Genomic DNA, 15,065 nt, shown 5'->3' on the forward strand with positions numbered 1-15,065 from the left:
GACGGAGCGCGGCGTGTAGAACTCGCCGCCGCGCTTGCCTTCCGAGCCCGCGAACTGGCCGAGGAAATATTCATAGACGCGGCCGAGCACGTCGCGCGACTGGCCCTTTTCCTGACCCAGCGTAATACCGGAAATGAGATCAATCAGTTCGCCCAGCATGACGGCGTTGAGCGCGGGGCGCGCATATTCCTTCGGCAGCACGCCCTTCAGGCTTTCATTGCGCTTTTCGATGGCGATCATCGCCTCGTCGATCAGCTTGCCGATGCCGGGCTGTTTCGCGCTTGCCTGCAGATGCGACCAGCGCGCCTCCTTCGGCACCCAGAAGATGTTGTCGGCGGCGTATTCGTCGGGGTCTTCGGCGCCTTCCGGATAGTCCGCCAGCAGTTCGGCGCGCTTCGCCTCGAAACTGTCGGAGATGTGCTTCAGGAAGATCAGGCCCAGCGCGACATGCTTGTAGTCCGACGGCTCCATGTTGCCGCGCAGCTTGTCGGCGGCCTTGAAGAGCTCCGCCTCGAAGCCGAGATCGCCGCCATTGCCCTTGGCGCGGGGCGGCTTTGCCTGCTTTTTCGGTGTTTTCGCCATTCAGCCTCGCCTCGTTATCTTCCGGTCGAAACGGGCGCGTTTGCGCCGTTCCGACGCGCCTGCCCGCTCCCTGCCCTGACCGCAGTTTGCCCAATATCAGCGCGGGTGCAACGCCGGGGGCGGGATTGACGGGAAAGAAGGAAGAAAGACCCCCGCCCCGAAATTCGCCATGCGAATTTCGACCCGCCCCCAGGGGCGGGTGGAAAGAAGGAAGGCGTGGATGGCCCGAATAAATCGGGCCATGACGGATGTGGGTTGGCGGGTGGCAAAGCGCGGCGCGATGCATCGCCCGGACGGCCCCCTCACCCTTCCCAACACAGCGTTGCTGTGTTGGGCCCCTTCCCTCTCCCCGATGGGGAGAGGGAAGAAGAGCCGCCCCCTCTAGCGTTTGCGCTTCGCCTTCGCCTCCCCGCCGATGCCCTCGATCAGCGCCGTGACGATGGCCGCCTGGCGGGGCGCGCGGGTGCGGGCGTCGCGCAGGGCGACGAAATTGCCGTCGAGGCGCAACGCGACATAGCCATGCACCATCGACCAGAGCGCGACGGCGCGGCTGTCGGCCGAGACGCTGGACGCTCCGTCCTCGGACAATTCGGCGACCAGGCGGTCATAGATCGCGTCCATCGCCTGTTGCAGCCCGGCGTCGCCGTCGTCGAGGCTGTCGCGCCGCCAGAGCAGGCGGTAGCGATGCGGATGGGCGAGCGCAAAGCCCGTCACCGCATCGGCAAAGACCTGGAGGCGCGCCGCGCGGCCGCCCCGGGCCGCGGCAAGCTTCGCCGCGATGCGGCCGGCAAGCTTTGCGAAAATGCCGGTGGCCAGCGCCGTCAACAGCGCCTTGCGGTCGCGGAAATGATTGGCGGGCGCGGCATGGGTGACGCCGGCGCGGCGCGCCACGGCGCGGATGGTGACGGCCTCGACGCCGGCCTCGTCGAGCAGCGCCAGCGCCGCCTCGATGAGCCCGGCGCGCAGATTGCCGTGATGATAGGCGGGGGCCGGTTTCGGCTTTTTCATGTTGACACTGTCCATATTGCCCCTAAATTGACGCCGTCAATATACGGCCATTCGCCAACGAGGGAAGGGACGCCCCGCATGACCGCCCGAATACTCACCACGATCGGCCTGATGGTCTTCGGCCTGCTGATCCCGCTGCTCGAGGTCAACCCCACGCATGTCTTCAACCCGGACTGGCCGCAACACGCGCGTTTCCACAATGTCTGGCAATTGCTGACCAATACGGGGCTTGCCCTGCTCTGCCTCTGGCTGGTGTGGGCGCGCGGGCAGATCGGCCTCGCGGCCATCATCGGCGGCTGGGTGATGGCGAGCGTCGTCCTCGCGCATGGGCTGGGGCCGGTCTATGACGGCGCCGTGACCTATGAGGGCGGCACCGAGCTGGCGCTGGCCGGCCTGCCCTTCGGCGTCGTCATTCCGCTCATGGCGATGGCGCTGTTTGCCGCCGCCGTCGCGCTCGACCGCCGGGCGCGGACGGGTTGAGGCGGGTGCGGCGCCGCGCATCGCCTGGACGGGCCCCTCACCCTTCCGCGGGCTGACGCCCGCTCCCTCCCTCTCCCCGCTGGGGAGAGGGAAAGAAAAGTCGCCACTTCAATCCCTCTCCCCGACGGGGAGAGGGGTGAGAGGACACAAGAAAAGGTCCAGTGGACCTTTTCGTCCTCGAACGCCCGCCGACACAGCAACGCTGTGTTGGGAAGGGTGAGGGGGCCGTCCGGGCGATGCGCCGGCCGGAAATCGCGGGCGCGCCTCAGGCGTCGTCGGCGGCGCCGAGATAGCGCCAGCGCAAGGTCTGGCCGGCGAGGAAGGGTTTGATCCGCGCGTCGCCGGCGGCGATTTCGGCCGGCACGTCGAGGCCGGCGCGTTCGAGCAGGACGCTTCCGCTGTTGAGCGGCAGGCCGTAAAAAGCCGGGCCGTGTTCGCTGGCGAAAGCTTCGAGCCGGTCGAGCGCGGCTTCTTCCTCGAACACGGTCGCATAGGCTTCGAGCGCCACCGGCGCGTTGAAGATGCCGGCGCAGCCGCAGGCCGATTCCTTGTCGCCGATGGCGTGCGGCGCCGAGTCGGTGCCGAGGAAGAATTTCGGACTGCCGGACACGGCGGCGCGGCGCAGCGCCAGCCGGTGGCGCTCGCGCTTGGCGACCGGCAGGCAATAAAGATGCGGCCGGATGCCGCCTTCGAACATCGCATTGCGGTTGATCATCAGGTGATGCGGCGTGATCGTCGCCGCCAGGCCGGGGCCGGCCGCCGCGACGAAAGCCACCGCCTCTTCGGTGGTGATGTGCTCGAAGACGATCTTGAGGCCGGGGAATTGCGCGACGATCTTCGTCAGCACGCGCTCGATGAAGACGGCTTCGCGGTCGAAAATGTCGACATCATGGTCGGTCACCTCGCCATGGATCAAGAGCGGCATGCCGATGCGCTGCATCGCCTCGAAGACCGGCGCAAGGCCCGCCACGTCGCGCACGCCATGGGCGGCATTGGTGGTGGCATGGGCCGGATAGAGCTTGGCGGCGGTGAAGACGCCCTCGGCGTGGCCGCGTTCGATTTCGGAAGGCGCCGTGTCGTCGGTCAGATAGGCCGTCATCAGCGGCGTGAAGCCGGGCCCGGCCGCCGCGACGATGCGGGTGCGATAGTCGCGCGCCGCGGCGACGCTGACGACCGGCGGGGCGAGATTGGGCATCACGATCGCCCGGGCGAATTGCCGGGCGGTGTGGCCGGCGACCGCCTGCAGCATGGCGCCGTCGCGCAGATGCACATGCCAGTCGTCGGGCCGGCGCAAGCTCAGCCTTGTGCCGGGCGCCGCCCGCTCCTTCTCACCTGCCGACATTATTCCTCCAGGGTCCGCCGGAACGCGCGCGGTTCCGTCCGGCCTGCATGATACAGAAATTCGCCGCCGCGGGGGATCAGGCGTCGGCGCAACATTCGCGCGCGAGGAAGCCGAGCGTGGCGTCCATGGTGGCGCAATCGGCGCGGCAGATCAGCGTGGTGCCGCGGCGTTCCTGGATGACGAGGCCGGTCTCGATCAGGCGCCGGAGATGGAAGGAGAGCGTCGAGCGCGGAATGGCCAGCATCTCCTGCAGCGCGCCGACCGAGCGGCCTTGCGGCCCGGCGCGCACCAGCGCGCGATAGACGCCGAGCCGGACCGGCTGGCCCAGCGCCTCGAGGCGGCGCGCGGTCTGCGCCAGCGCCGCTTCGGTGGCGGGTTTTGCGGCCAGGCGCGGGCTCATGGCGCGACCCCGCAGCCGGCTTCGGCGCAGCCGGTTTCGGCCGAGGCGCTTTCGAGCCAGAGGATCGGCGCAAAGCCCGCACCTTCCCCGCGAAAGCCGGTGACCTGGCCGCCATAAAGCCGCGCCGCGGCGAAGACCGGCGTCACCCCATGCGTCCAGACGCGGATATCGGCCTTGTGCGCGGCGGGGCCGGCGGCAAGCTTCAGCATGCGCTGCGAGGGCGCGGCGAAACGCTGCGCCAGATAGGCCTCGCCCTGAATTTCGTCCCACTTCCGGCGGCTGATCTTGTCGCCGCGATAGACGCCGCGCGAGCCATAGCCGGTCGCCGGCTTGAAGACATAAAGCGCGCGCGCCGCCCACAGGCGTTCGGCATTGGCGGGGCCGATACGCTCCGTATGCGGAACGGTGGCGAGAATGAGGGCCGGATCGACGCCCGCTTCGGCGGCCAGCGCCGCGACGGTTGCCGGGTCGCTCAGCGCCACCAGCAGATGCTTGTCGGCAAAGGCGCGATAGACATCAGGGTTGGGCGCGACCACGGCCGCGCCCGCCGTCCAGGCGTCGCGCAACACGCGGCTTTCGGGCGCCGCGAGATCGAAATCGACCAGCCGGTTATAGACCATGTCGATCGGGCCGTTGGGACCTGTCAGCCGGCCGGCGTCGCGGCGGAGCGCGCCGAGATCGAGAATGTCGACGGCGATGCCGCGCGCCGCGAGCGCGGCGGCGGCAAGGCGCATGTCGAGATGGAGCGGTTGCGCCGCGGGCGCGATATCGACAATGGCGAGGCGGCGAAGCGCGCGGCCGGGCGCCAGCTGGGCAAAGGCGTCGATCAGCAGTTGCTCGGGCGCGAAAGCGGGCGGGCCGGGCGGCGCGAGGCCGGGCAAGGCGAGCGCCTCGAGAAAGAGCGGCTGCAGAAAGGCGCCGCCGGCATTGGTGTTGACCTCGATCAGCTTCGGCCCGTCTTCGGCCAGATGAAAATCGAAACTGTTGAAGGTGCCGGCGGCCAGCAGCGCCGCGCCGTCGAAAGGATGGCGATCGGAAGCGGCGCGTGCCCGCGCCAGCGCCAGCAGCGCCGCGCCTACCGCGCCTGCCCGCGCAAAGAGATCGCGCCTCAGCGCGGCCGGCAGGAAGAGCGGCTGGCCGGCCGACAGATCCTCAAGCGCGGCGCCGGCAGCTTCGGCCGCCGCCGGCCCCAGACGCGCAGCGGCAGCGGCCTCCAGCGCCGGGCGCGCCAGCGGCAGGCAGAAACAGCTCTCGTTGAGGCTGGCGAGCGGGAAATCCGCAGGTCGGGTCATGCCAGGTTGGGTCATGGGGGCGCGCCTTCTGACGAAATAACCAGAATTACCGTTATATAGGGCCGGGCCCGGCGGGCGGCAAGGGGCCCTCTCAGCGCGGCCGCGTTTCGAGATGCGCGCGCAGTTCGGCCAGTTCCCGGCGCAGGGCGTGCACGCCCTCAAGCGTCGCCTCGCGCTCGGCATGGGCGCGCTTTTCGATCGCGGCGCGTTCGGCGCGGGCGAGGCGGTCGCGTTCGTCCTGGGCGCGGGTGTGTTCCTCCTCGTGCAGCGCCTGCATCGAATTGACGATGATGGCGATGAAGAGGTTGAGCACCATGAAGCTGGTCATCACGATGAAGGGGACGAAGAAGATCCAGGCGTAAGGATAGATTTCCATCACCGGGCGGACGATGCCCATCGACCAGCTTTCGAGCGTCATGATCTGGAACAGCGAATACATCGAGCCGCCGATGGTGCCGAACCAGTCGGGGAAGCTCTGGCCGAAAAGCTTGGTCGCCAGCACGGCGCCGACATAGAAGACCAGGAACAGCACCGCGATGATCGAGCCCATGCCGGGCAGCGCCCCGATCAGCGAGGCGATAACCTTGCGGAGCGACGGCACCACCGACAGCAGGCGCAAGACGCGCAGGATGCGCAGCGCCCGCAAGACCGAGAACGGGCCGGCCGCCGGCACCAGCGCGATGCCGACAATGATGAAGTCGAAAATGTTCCAGCCGTCGCGGAAGAAGCGCGCGCGGCTGGCAAAGAGCTTCAGCGCCAGCTCGACGACGAAGATCGAAAGCGCGATGCGGTCGAGCGCGATCAGGACGGGCCCGGCCGCCGCCATCGCACTCGCCGAGGTTTCAAGGCCGAGCGTCACCGCATTGACGAGGATGACGGCGGTGACGAAATGCTGGAAGAGCGGGCGCTCGGTTAGCGCCGCGACGCGGGCGCGGAAGGTCGCCGCTTCGGGTTCGATCGTCGTCATGGGGTTCACACCAGATGCTTGACCATGCGGATATGCGGCGGCACACCGTGGGAGGCGGCAATTTTGGGGACGCTGGTTTCGGCAATCCGCTCAAGCCCCATGCGCTCGTAGAAGCGCACCGCCGGGTTGACGCTGGCGACATCGAGATGCAGCGCGGCGCAGCCGGCCTGGCGCGCCCGTTCGAAACAATCGTTGAGCAGCAATTCGCCGATGCCGCGGCCGCGCGCGTCCGGGTGGGCGGAAAGAAACAGCAGATACCAGGCATCGTCCGGCACTTCGGGAAAGAGCCAGGGGATGTGGCCGGCGACGGAAGGGAGATGCGCCAGCAGTTCGGGCGAGCCCATTTCGGCCATCGCCATCATGCCGGTGCCGAATTCCTGTTCGTAGAGTGCCTGCGGGAAACCGAGCGCGATGCCGGCGAGATGCCCGTCATGCAGCGCCGCCCTGGCATGGACATGCGAAAAGGCCCCGCCCTGCTGCAGCCAGAGCGCCGAGGTGATGCGAAGGAAGGCGTCGAAATCGCGATCGTAAAGACAGTCGAAGACGTAGGAACCGGTGTCGTAGATCAGCCGCGCCGCCGTCTCTTCCTCGGCGGGCTCGGCTTCCGCCAGTGTCACCGTCGCCGCATTCATGACCGTCATCTTCGCCTCCGCCTTTTTTGCGGGGCGACGCTAGCACAAAGCGGCAGGCTCAAAGCGCCGAAAGCGCGCGGGCGACATTCTGTAGCGGCGCCGTCGATTGCTGCACGCGCATCAGCAGCAGCGCGCCCTCGATGGCGGCGAGATCGAGCCCGGCCCGCGCCCGTGCCGCTTCGGGCGCCATGCCGTCGCGCTGATGCACCGAGGCGATGATTGCGGTCCATTCGGCAAAGGCGGCGCGGCCGGCCGCACCGATCCGTTCCGATTGCGGTACCGTCTCGAGCAGCGTGGTGGCGATCGGGCAGCCCTCGCGATAGCCCGATTTCTCGACCCAGCCGCCAAGCATCGTGCAATAGGCCTCGATGAATTGCGGCGCGCTCGTCGTGCTGTCGCGGAGCTGGGCAAGCGTCGCACTCACAACCGCGCCGGCCTGCCGGACGGCCTCGGCGCCGAGCTCCTCCTTGCCCCTGGGGAAATAGTGGTAGAGCGAGCCCTTGGGAGCGCCGCTAAAGGCCAGGATCTCGTTGAGGCCGGTGGCCGCATAACCCTTCTGCCGGAACAGCGTTATGGCGCTGCCGATCAGCTTTTCCCTGTGCCGTGCCGCCGCGCCCATCGCCTCGTCCTGCTGCCGCTTCCTCCGCGACAGTCTATAGCGAATGGTCTAGATGGCCGCAATTATCCGGAAAGCGCGGGGCCACGGCGCGGGGGAACCCTTGCGGGTTCCCCCGGCCTTCATGGCCGCCCAGGGGTGTGCGTCCGGGTTGACGCCTGGGGCTGCCATGAAATTCAGCAGCCCTTGCCCTGGTCGATGCCGGTCCGCACCTGGCCGTACCCGTCGGCCCGGGTCGCCGCGACGGCGCCCGCGGTTGGGAATTTCATTGGATTTCCCTCCGGAAGGGGCGTCGGCCCGGCACCCCATGTCCCGACCGGATCGCCCCAGGGCGGAGTCCTAGCGGGCGGCGGCGGCCGCCTGAATAGCGCAAATGGACTAAAGGCAAATGGACCCGGAAAGGGGGCGACGGCGTTAATTGAGCAGGGCGTCGTAGAATTCTTCGCGCACATGCTCGAGGAAGAGATGGCCGACACCGGGGAAGGTACGGATTTCGGCCGGCACGAGATCGATGCGGGCAAGTTGCGCCTGCATCTCCTCCAGCGGAATGATGCCGTCGGCCTCGCCGTGCCAGAGAATAACCGGCGCCGCGATGCCCGGAAAATCGGGCCGCGCCGCACGCAGCATCAGTTGCGCTTCGTGAAGGAAACCGGCGACCGTCTGGCCGACCGACTCCATCGTCTGGTCGATCAGCGATGTGACGAGGCCGGGATCGCGTTCCAGCAGCACGAAATCGACCGGCGACTTCTCGAAGAAATGAAACACTAGCGAGCGCATCAACGGCCGCGACATTTTGGTGCGCAGGATGAACAGCGTCGAGTCGAGCAGCCAGGGGTGGCGGCGCAGATTGCTGAAGAAGTAATTGACCATGCCGGGCCGGCCCTTGCGCGGCAGCGGCGGTTCGAAGCGCGCCGTCGTCAGCATGATGCGGCGAACGCGGGGCCCGAGCCGCGCCGCGGCAGCAAGCGCCAGCGGCACACCAGACGAATTGGCGGTGAGGACGAAGCTGTCCATACCGATGGCGGCGGTGAACGCCTCGATGTCGCGCGCGAAACTCTCATGGGTGAGCGCCGGATCGGGCGTCGACAATCCGCAGCCCGGCCGCTCGACGACGACCAGCCTGACGCGGCGCGCCGCCGCGACTTCCATTTCCTGCGGCCGGACCAGCGAGCTTGCCAGCGCGCTTCGGAGCATCAGGATGGCGGGGCCCGCCGGATCGCCATATTCGCGGTAGCAGAGGCGCCGCCCGTCGCCGAGCGTCACGAAACGCCGCGGCACGGCGGCCAGCCCCGACCCGGCCGGCAGGGCCTCCAGGGCCGGCCCCGGCTGGTCGACCTGGATGAAGGCCGCGAGCTGCGACAATTCCGTCAGATGGCGGATCAAATCGCTCTGGCGGTTGACGCCGAGCTTCTCGAACACGCCCTTGATCTGGTTGCGCGCCGTGTTGACCGCGATGTTGAGTTCGACGGCCGCTTCCTTCAGCGACAAGCCGTCCTTCAGCCGCGCCGCCAGACGCGCTTCGGCGGGCGTGAGGCCGAAGGTTTCGCGATACATGCGCGCCTCGTCCGCCGCCGCCTCGCGGTCGGGCGCGACGAAAACCAGCGCGCCCTTGCGCGCCGGCGCGGCAAGTCCAAGCCGGCGGCGCAGCGCGTCGGGCACCTGCGTCTCGGCGACGACATAGCCGAAAACCGCTTCCTCGCCCGTTTCCGCAACGAGCCGGAGCAGCGCCGGTCCTTCGCGCGCGCCCGCTTTCCCGATCTCGGCGGCAAGCGCCCGGAAGCGCGCCGCGTTTTCGGCAACAGTGAAGGTAAGCCGGCCGCCCGCGTCGAGCTTGCCGCAATAAGGCGCAAGAATCGCCGCCGCGGCATCCGAAATGTCGAGGATGCGCAAATCGCGGCCGACGACCATATGGCAATAGCTCGGCGCCGGTTCGCCGGCGGCCGGCGTATCGTGAAGACGTTGCGCCAGCATCTCGGCGCGCGCCAGATGTTGCCGCACGCCCTCGATGACGATGCCGAGCGCGCCGTCCTCCTCATCTGCATCGAGATGGGCGAGCAGGCTCGTCATCTCTTCCCAGTTTTCGGGATCGGTCGCATAGGCATAGATGGCGTCGAGCGCCATGGCGAGGTCGGGACGGGCGAGGTCAGGACGGCGAATTTCCGGACGCGCGGCGCCGTCTTCCGTTGCCGGAAGCGGATTGCCGTCGCGCGAAAGATTGTCGATCCCCGACCCGGACTCAGCCACACGCCACCCTGACGGACTGCCGAATGCACCATGATTGCGGCAGCGGCCAGTCTAGGCCGGTTCGTCGACCGGGGGGGAACCGGAATCGATAACTAGTCGAAGCCCTTAAGCCCGGCCGCCAGCGGCGTCAGACCATACCCAGCGCGCTGAGATAAAGATCGAGGATGGCTTCCTGCTCCTGCCGCTCGGCCTTGTCCTGCTTGCGGATGCGCACGACCTGGCGCAGCGTCTTGGTGTCGAAACCATTGCCCTTGGCCTCGGCATAGACTTCCTTGATGTCGTTGGCGAGCGCGGCCTTTTCTTCTTCGAGGCGCTCGATGCGCTCGACGATGGAGCGCAGCTGATCCCGCGCGATGCCGTTGCTGCTCGCCGGTGTATTGCCGTCCGCCATGATGCGCCGCTCCGTTCGGTAACGATAAATTGAAGGCCGCGACCCTATCTGCGCGCGCGTCCGTGGGCAATATCGCGGCCCAAGAAAGCTGTGGATAGTCGGCGCGACCGGCCGCTACCCATGCGATTTTTTCTGCGCGGCCTCGAAGGCGGCGAGCTGTTCGGGCGTCGCTTCGGGCTGATGTCTGGCTTTCCATTGCGCGAAGGGCTCGCCATAGATGATTTCGCGCGCCGCGTCCTTCGACAATGACTGGCCTTTGGTCTCGGCCGCCTCGCGATACCAGTCGGCCAGACAGTTGCGGCAGAAGCCGGCAAGGATCATCAGGTCGATATTCTGCACATCCGTGCGCGCCATCAGATGATCGCGCAGCCGGCGAAAGGCCGCGGCTTCGAGTTCGGTTCTGGTCGCCTCGTCCATGATGGTCTCCCGCACCGGTGTCATCCGACCGATATAGGCGCGACAGCGCCGCTATGCGAGCCGAAATGACGGATTTCGCGAATGCCCGGCCCGGCTGCAATAGCGCGCAGCAGTTGCGCATAGCGTTCCGCCCATTCGATCTGGCCCGCTTCGCTTTCGATCAGGTCCTGCCGGATTTCGATCAGCGCATGCGGAAGCCCGCGCGCCGTGCCGTGCCGGTAGAGGCAGTCGTTCTTGAGGCGGCCTGTGTAGGGTTCGTTGTCGCCGACGACGAGGCCGGGCTCGGCGCGCAAGCCCGCAATCAGCGGTGCGGCGAGACGATCGTCGCGGTCCCAGAGAATGCCGCTATGCCAGGGCCGCGCGCGGCCGCGCCAGGCGGGCGTGAAACTGTGAACCGAAATGACGACCGGCACGACGCCCGCCGCCAGCGCGCGGTCGAGCGCCGCGGCGACGGCCGCGTGATAGGGCGCATGAAACATCGCGATGCGACGCCCGAATTCTTCGGCGCCACGGCTCGCATCGACATCGCGATTGGCCGGCACGACCGCGCCGTCCGACAGTTTCATCACGATGGTCGGATCGTCTTCCCCGCGATTGAGATCGACGAGAAGCCGCGAAAAGCGCGCCAACACCGCCGGGGCGCCAAGCGCCCGCGCCAGCGCCCGGGCAACACCGGCCGCGCCGATGTCGTATGCAATGTGACGCGCGAATTCCGTATCGGGCAGGCCGAGCGTGCCATAACCCGGCGGCAGCGCGTTGGCCGCGTGGTCGCAGATCACCAGAAAGGCAGGGTCGCCCCCGGCCGCGACAAGCTCACAGGGACAAAACGCGGCGGCATCCGGCCGGGCGGCTGGTGGAAAATCATCCATCGGCGCACTATACCGGAGGCGGGGAGAGGGGAGAACGGTCCGGCCATGACGCGCGCCCATGACGAAACCCGAGCCCGGCTGCGCCGCTTCTACGACACGGCCGTTGCGGCCGCGTTGCCGATCCACTGCCTGCCGCCGCACCTGCCGGACCCGCCCGAAGCCGGCGAGGGCCGCCTCGTCATCTTTGCCATCGGCAAGGCGGCCGCCGCCATGGCAGCCGTAGCGGAAGATCACTACGACCGCCACTGGCCGGGCACGCATATCGAGGGCATGGCGCTGACGCGCTACGGTCATGCCCGGCCGACTCGCCATGTCGAGGTGGTGGAGGCGGCCCACCCCGTGCCCGACGTGGCAGGCGCCGCGGCCAGCATTCGCCTGATGCGCATGGCCGAGTGGCTCGGGCCCCACGACCTGGCCCTGGTGCTGCTGTCGGGCGGCGGCTCGGCGCTGACGGCGCTGCCGATTCCGGGCATCAAGCTCGCCGACGAGAAAAAGCTCACCCGCGCGCTGCTCGCCTCCGGGCTGCCGATCGCCGACATAAATTGCCTGCGCAAGCACATCTCGCGCATCAAGGGCGGCCGGCTCGCGGAGGCGATGCACCCCGCCCGCTCGGTGACGCTGGCGATCTCGGACGTGGCCGGCGACGACCCCTCGACCATTGCTTCCGGTCCGACCGTGCCCGACACCACAAGCAAGGAACGCGCGCTGGCGATCCTCGACGGGCTCGGCGCCGATCTTGACCCGCATATCCGCGCCGCCATCGAAGCGGCACCCGAAACGCCGAAGCCGGGCGCCGAATTTTTCCTCCATGCAACCTACAAGCGGGTGGCAAGCGGTTCGGAATCGCTGATCGCCGCCGCAAAGCTCGCCCGCAGCGAAGGCTACGAGACGCTGGTGCTCGGCGACGACATCGAAGGCGAGGCGCGCCTTCTCGCGCGCGAGCACGCCGGTCTCGTCCGCATGGCGCAAGGCGAAGGCCGCCGCCTCGCCATCATTTCGGGCGGCGAGGCGGGCGTCACCTTCGGCGAGGGGGCGGTGCGCGGAAAAGGCGGACCGAACCAGGAATATGCGTTGGCGCTGATGCTGGCGCTGAAGGGCACGCCGGGCGTCGCCGCACTGGCGGGCGATACCGACGGCATCGACGGCGGCTCGGGCGCGGACGACGATCCGGCCGGCGCCTTCGTCCTGCCCGACGCGATCAGGCGCGCCGAAGCCGCCGGCCTCGACCTGCTGACCGCGCTGGAACGGCACGACAGCGGCACCTGCTTTGCCGCCCTTGGCGATCTGCTGGTCACCGGGCCGAGTTACACGAATGTCAACGACTTCCGGGTCATACTGGTCGACAATGCCCCGCCCGAAGAGGAAAGCCCGTCTTGATTCGCCGCCGCAACGTCAAAATCATCGCCACGCTCGGCCCGGCTTCCGACACGCCGGAAATGATCCGCGCGCTCTCCGACGCGGGCGCCGACGTGTTCCGCCTCAATATGAGCCATCTCGACCATCCGGGCCTGCGCCGCGTCCATGCGGCGGTGCGCGAAGTCGAGGCCGATATCGGCCGGCCGATCGGCATTCTGGTTGACCTGCAGGGACCGAAGCTCAGAATCGCCGAAATGACGGGCGGCGGCGCGGTGCTGAAGCCGGGCGACCGCTTCCGTCTCGACATGGAGACCGTACCCGGCACCCGGACGCGCGCACCGCTGCCGCATCCCGAAATTTTCGCGGCGCTTGCCGAAGGACAGATGCTGCTGCTCGATGACGGCCGCATCCGGCTGCGCGTCGTCGCCCGCGGCGACGATTTCGCCGACACCGAGGTTCTGGTGGGCGGCACGCTGACCAGCCGCAAGGGCATCAGCCTGCCGGACACGCTGCTGCCGGTGAAAGCGATGACCGAAAAGGACCGCCGCGATTTCGACGCCGCGCTCGATCTCGGCGTCGACTGGGTGGCGCTCTCCTTCGTCCAGCGCGCCGACGACGTGGCCGAGGCCCGCAAGATCGCGCGTGGCCGCGCCGCCGTGCTGGCGAAAATCGAAAAGCCGCAGGCGCTGGAGCACCTGAACGAGATCATCGACATCGCCGATGCGATCATGGTGGCGCGCGGCGATCTAGGCGTCGAATTGCCGCTCGAACAGGTGCCGGGCTGGCAGAAGCGGCTGATCCGCGCCGCGCGCCGCGCCGGCAAGCCCGTGGTCGTCGCAACGCAGATGCTGGAATCGATGATTTCCGCACCGGTGCCGACCCGCGCCGAGGTTTCCGACGTCGCCACCGCCGTCTTCGAAGGCGCCGATGCGATCATGCTGTCGGCGGAATCGGCGGCCGGCCAATATCCGGTCGAGTCGGTGCGCATGATGAACCGCGTCGCGCAATCGGTGGAGGCCGACCCGACCTATCCCGGCATCATCTATGCCCAGCGCAATGAGCCCGAAGCGACCGGCGCCGACGCAATCAGTGCCGCCGCCCATTCGGTTGCCGACACGCTGAAGGCCGCCGCCATCGTCTGCTGGACCAATTCGGGCTCGACGGGCCTGCGCGCCGCGCGCGAACGGCCGCTGCTGCCGATCATCGTGCTGACGCCGGTCACCGCGACGGCGCGCCGGCTGGCGCTGGTTTGGGGCCTGCATTGCGTGGTCACCGAGGATGCGCGCGACCTCGAAGATCTGTCGGATCGCGCCGGCCGCATCGCCTTCAGCGAGGGCTTCGCGCAACCGGGCCAGCGCATTGTGGTGACCGCGGGCGTGCCGCTCGGCACGCCGGGGGCAACCAACATGCTGCGCGTTTCCTATGTCGGCCGTCAGCGCGGCGATTGAAGGCTCACGCGCGCTTCCCGCTCCACGCGACCATCATCGTGAATCGTCACCATGCCGTCGAAGGGCGCCTCGCCCCGCGCCAGTCGCAGCACCGCATCCACCACGATCTCGCGCCGCGCATGATGCGGCATGTGGCCGGTACCCTTGAGCTTGATGAGCTCCGAGCCCTTGACCGCGCCATGAAACGCATAGGAATGGATTTTCGGCGACACCGTGTAGTCGGCATTGCCGGTGACGACGATGGCGGGAACGGCAATCGCGCCGTAGCGGCGGCTCTGGGCGGCCAGCCGCGCCTTCAGCCCCGACGTGTCGGCGCTGTTGGCGCGGAAATGCGACGGCCGGAACAGCAGCGGCAGGCCGATCGTCTCGGCATAGTTTTCCGGCGCCGGGTCGGGATGAAAATTGCCCTTGACGCCGGCCGGCCCCAGCAGCACGCCGCCCGGAACCGTCATGGTACGGATGAAAACAGTCCCGGCAAGCGGCGTGCCGACGATGCGGTGATACCAGGCGATATCGCCGGGCCAGGGATAGAGCGCGCCCGAAAGCAGCAAGAGGCCTGAAATCTCATCCGGAAATTCGAGCGCCCAGGCCGCCGCAACCGACGCCCCCCAGCTGTGGCCGAGCACGACCGGCCGTTCGACACCGAGCCGACGCAGGGCCGCACGAATGGCATGTGCCTGCGTTACGGGATCGGACATCTCCGGATGCGACCCGCGCGCGCTCCAGCCATGTCCGGGCCTGTCGACGGCGATGACGCGCGTGTGGCGTTCGAGCGCCGGCATCAGGCTTGCGGTCATGTCGCGCAGATTGCCGCTGGCGCCGTGAATGAGAACGACGGGCGCGACGCCCGTCCACGCCGTGCCCCGATCGACATAGTGAAGCCGCGCCGGCCCGAAGGCATCGTCGAGTTCGACAAAATCCCCCAGTGGCGGAAAGGCACGCGCGGCACGCGCAGCGGCGACAGCCGACCAGAGCGCGAGACCGGCAAGAAACGACGCAAGAAGAAGAAAAAGAACCATCG

Annotated in this window: 16 protein-coding genes; 3 read left to right on the plus strand and 13 right to left on the minus strand. The window is 68.1% G+C overall.

What is annotated here, in order from left to right; translation table 11 throughout:
• Both Q7V31_RS03820 and Q7V31_RS03825 read right to left on the minus strand, forming a co-directional pair.
• On the minus strand, nt 1-582 hold a 582-nt coding region (locus Q7V31_RS03820), incomplete at its 3' end, for a class I SAM-dependent DNA methyltransferase (protein ID WP_304732513.1).
• A gap of 381 nt (nt 583-963) precedes the next feature.
• Nucleotides 964-1,590: a TetR/AcrR family transcriptional regulator gene (locus tag Q7V31_RS03825; RefSeq protein ID WP_304732514.1), complete on the minus strand. Its 627-nt coding sequence runs from the start codon at nt 1,588-1,590 to the stop codon at nt 964-966.
• A 78-nt stretch (nt 1,591-1,668) separates the two neighbouring features.
• Here Q7V31_RS03825 and Q7V31_RS03830 point away from each other — a divergent pair, with 78 nt between their 5' ends.
• Entirely contained in the window at nt 1,669-2,070 is a 402-nt protein-coding gene (locus Q7V31_RS03830) for a hypothetical protein (protein ID WP_304732515.1), read from the plus strand.
• A gap of 265 nt (nt 2,071-2,335) precedes the next feature.
• Here Q7V31_RS03830 and pyrC read toward each other — a convergent pair whose 3' ends face one another.
• The 10 genes from pyrC to Q7V31_RS03880 form a co-directional block, all read right to left on the minus strand.
• Nucleotides 2,336-3,412 (minus strand): dihydroorotase, encoded by a 1,077-nt coding sequence (gene pyrC / locus Q7V31_RS03835; protein ID WP_304732516.1) that lies wholly within the window; start codon nt 3,410-3,412, stop codon nt 2,336-2,338.
• A gap of 76 nt (nt 3,413-3,488) precedes the next feature.
• Nucleotides 3,489-3,812: a helix-turn-helix transcriptional regulator gene (locus Q7V31_RS03840; protein ID WP_304732517.1), complete on the minus strand. Its 324-nt coding sequence runs from the start codon at nt 3,810-3,812 to the stop codon at nt 3,489-3,491.
• A complete protein-coding gene (locus Q7V31_RS03845) occupies nt 3,809-5,119 on the minus strand; it encodes a hypothetical protein (protein ID WP_304732518.1) in 1,311 nt (436 codons plus the stop codon). Before Q7V31_RS03845 ends, Q7V31_RS03840 begins: the two co-directional genes overlap by 4 nt.
• A gap of 76 nt (nt 5,120-5,195) precedes the next feature.
• Entirely contained in the window at nt 5,196-6,071 is an 876-nt protein-coding gene (locus Q7V31_RS03850) for an ion transporter (protein WP_304732519.1), read from the minus strand.
• A gap of 5 nt (nt 6,072-6,076) precedes the next feature.
• The gene (locus Q7V31_RS03855; protein ID WP_304732520.1) at nt 6,077-6,712 is read right to left on the minus strand and encodes an N-acetyltransferase; all 636 of its coding nucleotides are present in this window, start codon (nt 6,710-6,712) and stop codon (nt 6,077-6,079) included.
• Between the two features lie 49 nt (nt 6,713-6,761).
• The gene (locus Q7V31_RS03860; protein ID WP_304732521.1) at nt 6,762-7,322 is read right to left on the minus strand and encodes a TetR/AcrR family transcriptional regulator; all 561 of its coding nucleotides are present in this window, start codon (nt 7,320-7,322) and stop codon (nt 6,762-6,764) included.
• 411 nt (nt 7,323-7,733) lie between these two features.
• The gene (locus Q7V31_RS03865; RefSeq protein WP_304732522.1) at nt 7,734-9,563 is read right to left on the minus strand and encodes an alpha/beta fold hydrolase; all 1,830 of its coding nucleotides are present in this window, start codon (nt 9,561-9,563) and stop codon (nt 7,734-7,736) included.
• Nucleotides 9,564-9,690: 127 nt separating this feature from the next.
• Nucleotides 9,691-9,954 carry a DUF2312 domain-containing protein gene (locus Q7V31_RS03870; protein ID WP_304732523.1) on the minus strand — a complete coding sequence of 88 codons (264 nt, stop codon included), beginning with the start codon at nt 9,952-9,954 and terminating at the stop codon, nt 9,691-9,693.
• A gap of 114 nt (nt 9,955-10,068) precedes the next feature.
• Nucleotides 10,069-10,371 carry a DUF1244 domain-containing protein gene (locus Q7V31_RS03875; protein WP_304732524.1) on the minus strand — a complete coding sequence of 101 codons (303 nt, stop codon included), beginning with the start codon at nt 10,369-10,371 and terminating at the stop codon, nt 10,069-10,071.
• Between the two features lie 20 nt (nt 10,372-10,391).
• Nucleotides 10,392-11,240 carry an N-formylglutamate amidohydrolase gene (locus Q7V31_RS03880; RefSeq protein WP_304732525.1) on the minus strand — a complete coding sequence of 283 codons (849 nt, stop codon included), beginning with the start codon at nt 11,238-11,240 and terminating at the stop codon, nt 10,392-10,394.
• A 45-nt stretch (nt 11,241-11,285) separates the two neighbouring features.
• Between Q7V31_RS03880 and Q7V31_RS03885 the strand changes: the two genes are divergently transcribed.
• A complete protein-coding gene (locus Q7V31_RS03885; protein WP_304732526.1) occupies nt 11,286-12,617 on the plus strand; it encodes a glycerate kinase in 1,332 nt (443 codons plus the stop codon).
• Nucleotides 12,614-14,044 (plus strand): pyruvate kinase, encoded by a 1,431-nt coding sequence (pyk, locus tag Q7V31_RS03890; protein WP_304732527.1) that lies wholly within the window; start codon nt 12,614-12,616, stop codon nt 14,042-14,044. The genes Q7V31_RS03885 and pyk overlap by 4 nt, the downstream gene beginning before the upstream one ends.
• Here pyk and Q7V31_RS03895 read toward each other — a convergent pair.
• Nucleotides 14,029-15,063, minus strand: coding sequence for an alpha/beta fold hydrolase (locus Q7V31_RS03895; RefSeq protein WP_304732528.1), 1,035 nt, complete (start codon nt 15,061-15,063; stop codon nt 14,029-14,031). The two genes, pyk and Q7V31_RS03895, sit on opposite strands and share 16 nt — an antisense overlap.
• Nucleotides 15,064-15,065: the final 2 nt, after the last annotated feature.

The organism is Parvibaculum sp. (genome assembly GCF_030651915.1).
In the GTDB taxonomy this organism is placed as follows: Bacteria; Pseudomonadota; Alphaproteobacteria; order Parvibaculales; family Parvibaculaceae; genus Parvibaculum.

What these genes read in the sequence shown, in the direction of transcription:
- Q7V31_RS03825 (WP_304732514.1), bottom strand. Translation starts at nt 1,590, where the DNA reads ATGAAAAAGCCGAAACCGGCCCCCGCCTATCATCACGGCAATCTGCGC.
- Q7V31_RS03830 (WP_304732515.1), top strand. Translation starts at nt 1,669, where the DNA reads ATGACCGCCCGAATACTCACCACGATCGGCCTGATGGTCTTCGGCCTG.
- pyrC (WP_304732516.1), bottom strand. Translation starts at nt 3,412, where the DNA reads ATGTCGGCAGGTGAGAAGGAGCGGGCGGCGCCCGGCACAAGGCTGAGC.
- Q7V31_RS03840 (WP_304732517.1), bottom strand. Translation starts at nt 3,812, where the DNA reads ATGAGCCCGCGCCTGGCCGCAAAACCCGCCACCGAAGCGGCGCTGGCG.
- Q7V31_RS03845 (WP_304732518.1), bottom strand. Translation starts at nt 5,119, where the DNA reads ATGACCCAACCTGGCATGACCCGACCTGCGGATTTCCCGCTCGCCAGC.
- Q7V31_RS03850 (WP_304732519.1), bottom strand. Translation starts at nt 6,071, where the DNA reads ATGACGACGATCGAACCCGAAGCGGCGACCTTCCGCGCCCGCGTCGCG.
- Q7V31_RS03855 (WP_304732520.1), bottom strand. Translation starts at nt 6,712, where the DNA reads ATGACGGTCATGAATGCGGCGACGGTGACACTGGCGGAAGCCGAGCCC.
- Q7V31_RS03860 (WP_304732521.1), bottom strand. Translation starts at nt 7,322, where the DNA reads ATGGGCGCGGCGGCACGGCACAGGGAAAAGCTGATCGGCAGCGCCATA.
- Q7V31_RS03870 (WP_304732523.1), bottom strand. Translation starts at nt 9,954, where the DNA reads ATGGCGGACGGCAATACACCGGCGAGCAGCAACGGCATCGCGCGGGAT.
- Q7V31_RS03875 (WP_304732524.1), bottom strand. Translation starts at nt 10,371, where the DNA reads ATGGACGAGGCGACCAGAACCGAACTCGAAGCCGCGGCCTTTCGCCGG.
- Q7V31_RS03880 (WP_304732525.1), bottom strand. Translation starts at nt 11,240, where the DNA reads ATGGATGATTTTCCACCAGCCGCCCGGCCGGATGCCGCCGCGTTTTGT.
- Q7V31_RS03885 (WP_304732526.1), top strand. Translation starts at nt 11,286, where the DNA reads ATGACGCGCGCCCATGACGAAACCCGAGCCCGGCTGCGCCGCTTCTAC.
- Q7V31_RS03895 (WP_304732528.1), bottom strand. Translation starts at nt 15,063, where the DNA reads ATGGTTCTTTTTCTTCTTCTTGCGTCGTTTCTTGCCGGTCTCGCGCTC.